9 protein-coding genes are annotated in these 6,917 nt (G+C 64.0%); 7 read left to right on the forward strand and 2 right to left on the reverse strand.

Annotation, left to right across the window (positions count from 1 at the left end):
* Nucleotides 1-13 precede the first annotated feature (13 nt).
* Entirely contained in the window at nt 14-823 is an 810-nt protein-coding gene (gene dapB, locus ACOI1H_RS03605) for a 4-hydroxy-tetrahydrodipicolinate reductase (RefSeq protein WP_422435355.1), read from the reverse strand.
* A gap of 100 nt (nt 824-923) precedes the next feature.
* On the opposite strand from dapB, the gene rbfA reads away from it, so the two are divergent.
* The 7 genes from rbfA to rpsO all read left to right on the forward strand — a co-directional run bounded on the left by rbfA (nt 924) and on the right by rpsO (nt 6,072).
* Entirely contained in the window at nt 924-1,382 is a 459-nt protein-coding gene (gene rbfA, locus ACOI1H_RS03610) for a 30S ribosome-binding factor RbfA (protein ID WP_422435356.1), read from the forward strand.
* Complete coding sequence (locus ACOI1H_RS03615) at nt 1,382-2,101, forward strand: phosphodiester glycosidase family protein (protein ID WP_422435357.1); 720 nt, start codon at nt 1,382-1,384, stop codon at nt 2,099-2,101. The genes rbfA and ACOI1H_RS03615 overlap by 1 nt, the downstream gene beginning before the upstream one ends.
* A 112-nt stretch (nt 2,102-2,213) precedes the next feature.
* Nucleotides 2,214-3,137 carry a tRNA pseudouridine(55) synthase TruB gene (gene truB, locus ACOI1H_RS03620; protein ID WP_422435358.1) on the forward strand — a complete coding sequence of 308 codons (924 nt, stop codon included), beginning with the start codon at nt 2,214-2,216 and terminating at the stop codon, nt 3,135-3,137.
* Nucleotides 3,138-3,187: 50 nt separating this feature from the next.
* On the forward strand, nt 3,188-3,712 hold the full coding sequence (locus ACOI1H_RS03625) for a DUF1643 domain-containing protein (protein WP_422435359.1): 525 nt from the start codon (nt 3,188-3,190) through the stop codon (nt 3,710-3,712).
* On the forward strand, nt 3,705-4,592 hold the full coding sequence (locus ACOI1H_RS03630) for an alpha/beta fold hydrolase (protein ID WP_422435360.1): 888 nt from the start codon (nt 3,705-3,707) through the stop codon (nt 4,590-4,592). The genes ACOI1H_RS03625 and ACOI1H_RS03630 overlap by 8 nt, the downstream gene beginning before the upstream one ends.
* Nucleotides 4,593-4,691: 99 nt before the next feature.
* Nucleotides 4,692-5,666, forward strand: coding sequence for a calcium-binding protein (locus ACOI1H_RS03635; RefSeq protein ID WP_422435361.1), 975 nt, complete (start codon nt 4,692-4,694; stop codon nt 5,664-5,666).
* 136 nt (nt 5,667-5,802) lie between these two features.
* Nucleotides 5,803-6,072, forward strand: coding sequence for a 30S ribosomal protein S15 (gene rpsO / locus ACOI1H_RS03640; RefSeq protein WP_422435362.1), 270 nt, complete (start codon nt 5,803-5,805; stop codon nt 6,070-6,072).
* Nucleotides 6,073-6,149: 77 nt separating this feature from the next.
* Here the strand turns inward: rpsO and ACOI1H_RS03645 are convergent.
* The coding region (locus tag ACOI1H_RS03645; RefSeq protein ID WP_422435363.1) for a VPLPA-CTERM sorting domain-containing protein at nt 6,150-6,917 on the reverse strand (768 nt) is incomplete at its 5' end.

The following is a 6,917-nucleotide window of genomic DNA, read 5'->3' on the forward strand; positions in this document are numbered from 1 at the left end:
GCAGCAGATCAAGTCACAGACCCAGCACATCCACCATGTCGTAATGTCCCGGCGCACGGTCCTGCCCCCATAGCGCCGCTTTCATGGCACCGCGCACGAACACGCTGCGATCCGTGGCGACGTGACGCAGAGTGATCCGTTCGCCGTCGGCGGCAAAGATCACGTCATGTTCGCCCACGATGTCACCCCCCCGGATCGCCGTGAACCCGATGTCGCCCCGCTTGCGCGGCCCGGTAATCCCGTCACGCCCCGCACAGCGCACGTCGGCCAATGCGACGCCGCGCCCCTCGGCCGCCGCTGCGCCCAGCATCAGGGCGGTACCCGACGGCGCGTCGACCTTGTGGCGGTGGTGGGCTTCCACGATCTCGATGTCGAAGTCTTCGTCCAGCGCCGCCGCGATCTTGCGGGTCAACTGTGCCAGCAGGTTCACGCCCAGCGACATGTTTCCCGCCCGCACGATCACCGCGTGATGCGCGGCACGGTCGATCGCGTCCACGTCCACTTGCGACAGCCCCGTTGTGCCGATCACATGCACCGCACGTGCCTGCGCCGCGAGGCCGGCAAAGGCCACGGTGGCGGCGGGTGCGGTGAAGTCGATGACCGCCTGCGCGCGCGCAAAGGCATCGACGGGATCATCGGTCACGGTCACGCCCAGTGCCGCGCCGCCCATCGCTGTGCCGACGTCCAGACCGACCCAGTCATGGCCCGCGCGTTCCAGCGCGGCGACCAGGTGGCAGCGTTCGGATGCGGCGACAGCCTTGACCAGCATCTGCCCCATGCGGCCCGATGCCCCCGTGATGACGATTCCCGGCGTGTCGGTCATGCCCGCTCTCCCTGCAACTTTCCGCCAAGGCATAGCCGCAGCATGGCCTGCCGAAAAGCCCACGCTTGGAATTGTCACACTCCGGCGTTACATGCGGGCCATGGCAAAGACATCATCCTCCGGGGGCGGCGCCCCCAACCAGCGACAACTGCGGCTAGGCGAACTGATCCGCCGGCGTCTGTCCGAACTTCTTCAGCGTGGCGAAATCCACGATCCGGACCTCACGCGCATGATGATCACGGTGGGCGAAGTGCGCTGTTCCCCGGACCTGTCCGTCGCGACCGCCTTCATCCTGCCGCTGGGTGGCGACAAGAAGGAAGAGGCGTTGCTGGCCCTGCGCAAGTCCCGCCACGAGATCCGGCGCGAGGTGGCGAAGGTGCTGAACATCAAGTTTGCCCCTGAAATCCGGTTCGAGATCGACGACACCTTCGACCGCATGGACGCCACCCGCGCCCTGTTCGAAAGGCCCGAGGTCAAGGCCGATCTTGATGCGTCGGACACCACCGCTGCGCCCGCAGAGGGTGAGACGACGGAGTCCGACAAGGACGACGACGCCTGATGCGCCTGCTGGTCCTCGTTCTGGCACTCCTCGCCGGTCCCGCAATGGCCGTGACGTGCGAGGATACCGTTTTCGAAGGTCACCGGTTCACCGTCTGCACCGTCGACGCAGCGGTCGAAGAACTGCATTTCTTCCACCGCGACGACACGGGGCAAGTGCTGGGTGGATGGTCCGCGCTGTCGACGCAGGTCGCGCCTCGTGTCGTGACCTTTGCGATGAACGCCGGCATGTATCACGAAGACCGCCGCGCCGTGGGCCTATACATCGAAAACGGGATCGAGGCTGCGCCGCTCGTCACCAGCGACGGTCCGGGCAATTTCGGCCTGCTGCCGAACGGCGTGCTGTGTCTGACCGACGACAGCGCCCGCGTGATCGAATCATTGGCCTACGAACAGCGGCGGCCCGCCTGCCGCGACGCCACGCAATCCGGCCCGATGCTGGTCATCGGTGGTAGGCTGCACCCCCGATTCCTGCCGGCGTCCGATTCCATCAACATTCGAAACGGCGTCGGCACCAGCGCCGACGGCCGCACCGCGATCTTCGCCATCTCTGGCGATCCGGTGAACTTCGACACCTTCGGGCGGTTCTTTCGCGATGTGCTTAAGACTCCGGACGCGCTGTTCCTCGACGGTTCCATCTCGCGGTTGTACGCGCCGCAGATCAATCGCGCCGACTTCGGCTTTGCACCGCTGGGGCCGATGATCGCGGTCGTCGAATAGGGCACCGATAACGGCCTTTGCTGCCGCTGGTGCGCTCATCATGCGACAGGGGCGCTTGACCCCGGACCTGTGCGGGCCTAGCAGGCGCCTTCACTTCGGAACGGAGGCCCCCATGGGACGGCGCAAATCGGGACGCAACATTTCGGGCTGGCTGATCGTGGACAAGCCGGCGGGCCTGACCTCGACCACCGTCGTGAACAGGGTGCGCTGGGCGTTGAACGCCAACAAGGCGGGCCATGCCGGCACGCTCGACCCCGACGCGACCGGCGTGCTGGCGATTGCGCTGGGCGAGGCGACGAAGACCGTGCCCTACATCACGGATGCGCTGAAGGCCTATACATTCACGATCCGACTGGGACAGTCGACTAATACCGACGACGCCGAAGGCGAGGTCGTGGCCCAAAGCGACCTGCGCCCCACTGATGACCAAATCAAGGATGCACTGGGCCGCTTCGTCGGCGACATCATGCAGGTGCCGCCGCAATTTTCGGCCGTGAAGATCGATGGGGAACGCGCCTACAAGCGCGCCCGCGACGGCGAGACGATGGAGATCGCGGCGCGGCCCCTCTGGGTGGAAAGCCTGCTGCTGGACGACCGCCCCGACGCCGATCACGTCACGCTGGAGATGGTCTGCGGCAAGGGCGGCTACGTCCGGTCGATCGCCCGCGACCTTGGCGAAGCCCTTGGCTGCCACGCCCATGTGCGGACCCTGCGCCGCATCTGGTCCGGCCCGTTCAAGGCCGATGACGGTCTGACACTGGAAAAGATCGACGCCATCGCCCGGACAGACGACCTCGATACCTACGTCCAGCCGCTCGAAGTGGGCCTTGCCGATCTGCCGATGGTCATCTGTCCGACGGCAAGCCTGACGCCGCTGCGCAACGGCAACCCCGCGATGGTGATCGCCACCGGCATCGACTACGGCACAGAGGTCTGGGCCGCCCATGACGGGCGCGCCGTAGCCGTCGGTCGCCTGATGGGAAGTGAATTGCACCCTGCGCGCGTCTTTGTCGACGACTCTGCACCGGGCGACTGATCTTTGCAGAACAGGCGGCTGCGGGATTGGCGCGGCGGGATCGCAGTGCGATGATGCCCGGCATTATCCACCGGCGCCACATCGCCGCCGACGACACGAGGTCCAGCGCGGTCTATTCCCCCTGCGAGGCTTATCGCTACCGCCTCGACCGGCAATGGTCCGATGCACTCGCGCTGGCCTGGGTGATGCTGAACCCCTCGACCGCGACAGAGGCCGCCAACGATCCCACCATCGCGCGGTGCGAGGCGCGCGCACGAACGGGCGGTTACGGCGGCGTGCGGATCGTCAACCTTTTTGCCTATCGCGCCACTGCACCCGCCGATCTGAAACGCCATCCTGCGCCCATTGGACCTGACAACGACACGCATCTGCTGCGCGCCTGCGACGGGGCGGCCTGCGTCGTCGCCGGCTGGGGCACGCACGGCATCCATCTGGATCGTGCGGATGCCGTCCTGTGCTTGCTGCGTGACAGGGGCGTGCAAATCCATACACTTGGCCTGACGCGGCACGGTCACCCCCGGCACCCGCTTTACGTCGCCTATGCGACCCAACCAAGGCTCTGGTCCCATGATTGAAGGTTTCACGCAGTCCCGCATCGACACCGGCGATGTCACGCTGTCGATCCACCGGGCCGGACGTGGTGCGCCACTGATCCTGCTGCACGGCTACCCGCAGAATCACCGTTGCTGGGCCAAGGTCGCGCCACGTTTTGCGCAAGATTTCGACACAATCGTCCCGGATTTGCGCGGATATGGCGACAGTGACGCGCCGGCCGACGACGCCGGGCATACCGCCTATTCAAAGCGTCGCATGGCCGCCGACATCGTCGGCCTGATGGATGCGCTCGGGTTGGACCGGGCGCATGTTCTTGGACATGATCGCGGCGCGCGGGTGGCCTACCGCCTGGCATTGGACCACCCAGACCGCATCGCCCGTCTGGGCATCATAGAGATCGTGCCGACCGGCGATTTCTGGGAGAGCTGGACCGCCGACCTGGCGCTGAAGGCCTATCACTGGACCTTTCTCGCGCAGCCTGCGCCGCTGCCTGAACGCATGATCGCCGCCAATCCCGTGGCCTACGTCGACTGGACGCTGGCCCAATGGACATTGGAAAAATCGCTGGCGGTCTTTGCGCCGGATGCGCTGGACAGCTACCGCGCGCAGATGTCGGACCCGGCCCGTGTTCACGCCATGTGCGCCGACTACCGCGCGGGGGCGTTTCTCGATCGGCAACTGGACGGTGACAGCCGGAAAGACGGCGACCTGATCGCCGCGCCCCTGCACTTCCTCTGGGCCGAAGGCGGCTTTCCGGCGCAGACCGGCGACCCCCTTTCGCTGTGGCGCAGATGGGCACCGCAGGTCACCGGCAATGCCTGTCGGTCGGGGCATTTCGCAATGGAAGAAAACCCGCAGGCCGTCCTTGACGCATTCCTCGACCACTTCCGGCGAAATTAACCGTTTCTTAATTCACGACATGCCATTGTGGCGAAACGGTGTTAAAAGAACTTCAACACTTCTGGATCGGGGGCGATCCTTTTAAGTTGAGGCACCATAATGCTAGCTGTTCTTGGATTCCTTGGCCTGGCCATGTCGTCATTCGTGATGCTGGGCCGGGACGATCAGCCCGACGACGACGCCGCAGGGATTGACACGCCTGACATCGACAGCACCGGTTTCAGGGAAATCGCGCCGGGCGTGTTCGAGATGTTGTCCGACGCCGATGGCGATGCTGGTGCAGGCGGCGTGCTTGCCGCAGATGGCGTGGATGCGGGCAAGGCTGTCGGCAACGGCGACACGCCAGATGCAGACTTTGCAAATATTGACATCGCTGCAAACGAGCCGATGCCCGTGTCCCTCATCACCAGTCCCGAACTGGAACCTGTCGAAGATTACGGCGACGACTTGTTGCCCGACCCGCCCAACGCCGTCGAACGATTTGGGACCGACGCGGGAGAGAATCTGTATGGCGAGTGGGGCGATGATCGGATTTTCGGGGCGGGCGGCGACGATGATCTGTTCGGCATGATCGGCGATGACATCCTGACCGGTGATGATGGCGACGACACCCTGACCGGTGGCGACGGCCAGGACTTGCTGGTCGGCGGGGCCGGCAACGATACGCTGGCAGGCGGCTGGGGTGACGACATGCTGGTCGGTGACGAGGGACGGGATCTGCTGAATGGCGGCGGCGGAGACGACACGCTCGACGGCCGCGACGGGGATGGCGGGTTTGACTACCTCAACGGGGGGGCCGGCGATGATCTGTTGATGGCGGGGCAAGGCGACCACCTGAACGGCGGCGAAGGCGCGGATGCCTTCAGCTTGCTGGCGGACGGCAAGAACTCCATCGACGACTTCGACCCGGACCAGGACGTGCTGGTCGTGACTTATGCCGGCGACACCCCGCCGGTGTTGTCCACAGCGGCCGGCGACGACGGCCTGACCTTGCTGGCCGACGCCACGGTCGTAGCCTATCTGTCAGGCGTCACGACGCTGGACCTGTCGACCGTGGTGCTAACTCCGGCTTGATTTTCCCGCTTTCCTTTCGGGCGCAAACCGCCTAATGGCACGCATCCGCGTGGGTTCTGGCCTGACGGACCCCTCCAAGGGCCTTTCTGGACGACATCCCGGATCGCGCCATTCACCCATAACCAAGGAGACCCCGATGTCGATTACGCCCGACGAAAAAGCCCGCGTCATGAAAGAATTTGCGACCAAGGAAGGCGACACCGGTTCGCCCGAAGTCCAGGTCGCAATCCTGTCGTCGCGCATCGCGACGCTGACCGAACATTTCAAGACCCACAAGAAGGACAACCACGGTCGCCGTGGCCTTCTGAAGATGGTGGCACTGCGCCGCAAACTGCTGGACTATACCCGCAGCAAGGACGAGGCCCGCTATCAGGACCTGATCAAGCGCTTGGGCCTGCGCCGCTAAGCCGGACGCGAACCCACAATGCAATGGAAAACGGCCCGCCAATGGCGGGCCGTTTTTTTGTCGTGTCTCTCGGCGGATCAGGCTTTGGTCTTGCGCCGACCGTACATCGCCAAACCGCCCAGACCCGCCAGCAACAGCGGCAGGCTGGCAGGCAGCGGGACCGCCGGAACGTCCGTCGCGTTGATCGTGATCTCTGACGACGCCAGCACGTTGGTCGTGTCCTTTGCAAACACCGAAAGGCGGAAGTTGTAGCTGCCCGGTGCATCCGGGTCCGCCGAATAGCCGAAGCCAAGGTTTTGCGACTGCTGTGCCACGTTGAAGGAATCGGCGAGGAGCATCAGATAGGCATTGTTCTCGGGAACGACCTTTTCATCTGCGGTTGTTGCATTGAAGCCCAGCGCGTGATCGTAGAAACCCGGAGTGTTGAAAGGATCGAGGCCCGCATAACTGACGCCGGCGGTGGCGTCGGTATCGAATTCGAACAGATAATCGAAGCTACTCAGAACGGCACCGGGCGTTCCCGTCACGTTCACGTTGATCGCCCAATCGAAGTTGAATACGGAACGGTTGGCGGGATTGGTCGTCAGTGCATTCGTGTCGAAATTGTAGGTATCAACGCCGTCGTAGTTGAAGATATTGGCGGCGGGATAGCGCTGCTTACCGCGTAATGCGATTTCGATGTTGTTGCGGACTTCACCAGTAAAGCCGCCATTTGCAATCCCGTCGCCGTTAATCTGATTGTAAGTCAGAAAGCCGGTTCCATTCAGTGTCGCCGCCGTCGCAGGTGCGGCAGCGCCAATGGCCAGACATATGGCCAAAAATCCGAATTTATTGTATGTCATCAT

The organism is Loktanella sp. DJP18, assembly GCF_049310965.1.
Classification (GTDB): Bacteria; Pseudomonadota; Alphaproteobacteria; order Rhodobacterales; family Rhodobacteraceae; genus Loktanella.

Excerpts from the sequence above, each read along its gene's own strand:
- dapB (WP_422435355.1), bottom strand. The coding sequence starts at position 823 with ATGACCGACACGCCGGGAATCGTCATCACGGGGGCATCGGGCCGCATG.
- rbfA (WP_422435356.1), top strand. The coding sequence starts at position 924 with ATGGCAAAGACATCATCCTCCGGGGGCGGCGCCCCCAACCAGCGACAA.
- ACOI1H_RS03615 (WP_422435357.1), top strand. The coding sequence starts at position 1,382 with ATGCGCCTGCTGGTCCTCGTTCTGGCACTCCTCGCCGGTCCCGCAATG.
- truB (WP_422435358.1), top strand. The coding sequence starts at position 2,214 with ATGGGACGGCGCAAATCGGGACGCAACATTTCGGGCTGGCTGATCGTG.
- ACOI1H_RS03625 (WP_422435359.1), top strand. The coding sequence starts at position 3,188 with ATGATGCCCGGCATTATCCACCGGCGCCACATCGCCGCCGACGACACG.
- ACOI1H_RS03630 (WP_422435360.1), top strand. The coding sequence starts at position 3,705 with ATGATTGAAGGTTTCACGCAGTCCCGCATCGACACCGGCGATGTCACG.
- ACOI1H_RS03635 (WP_422435361.1), top strand. The coding sequence starts at position 4,692 with ATGCTAGCTGTTCTTGGATTCCTTGGCCTGGCCATGTCGTCATTCGTG.
- rpsO (WP_422435362.1), top strand. The coding sequence starts at position 5,803 with ATGTCGATTACGCCCGACGAAAAAGCCCGCGTCATGAAAGAATTTGCG.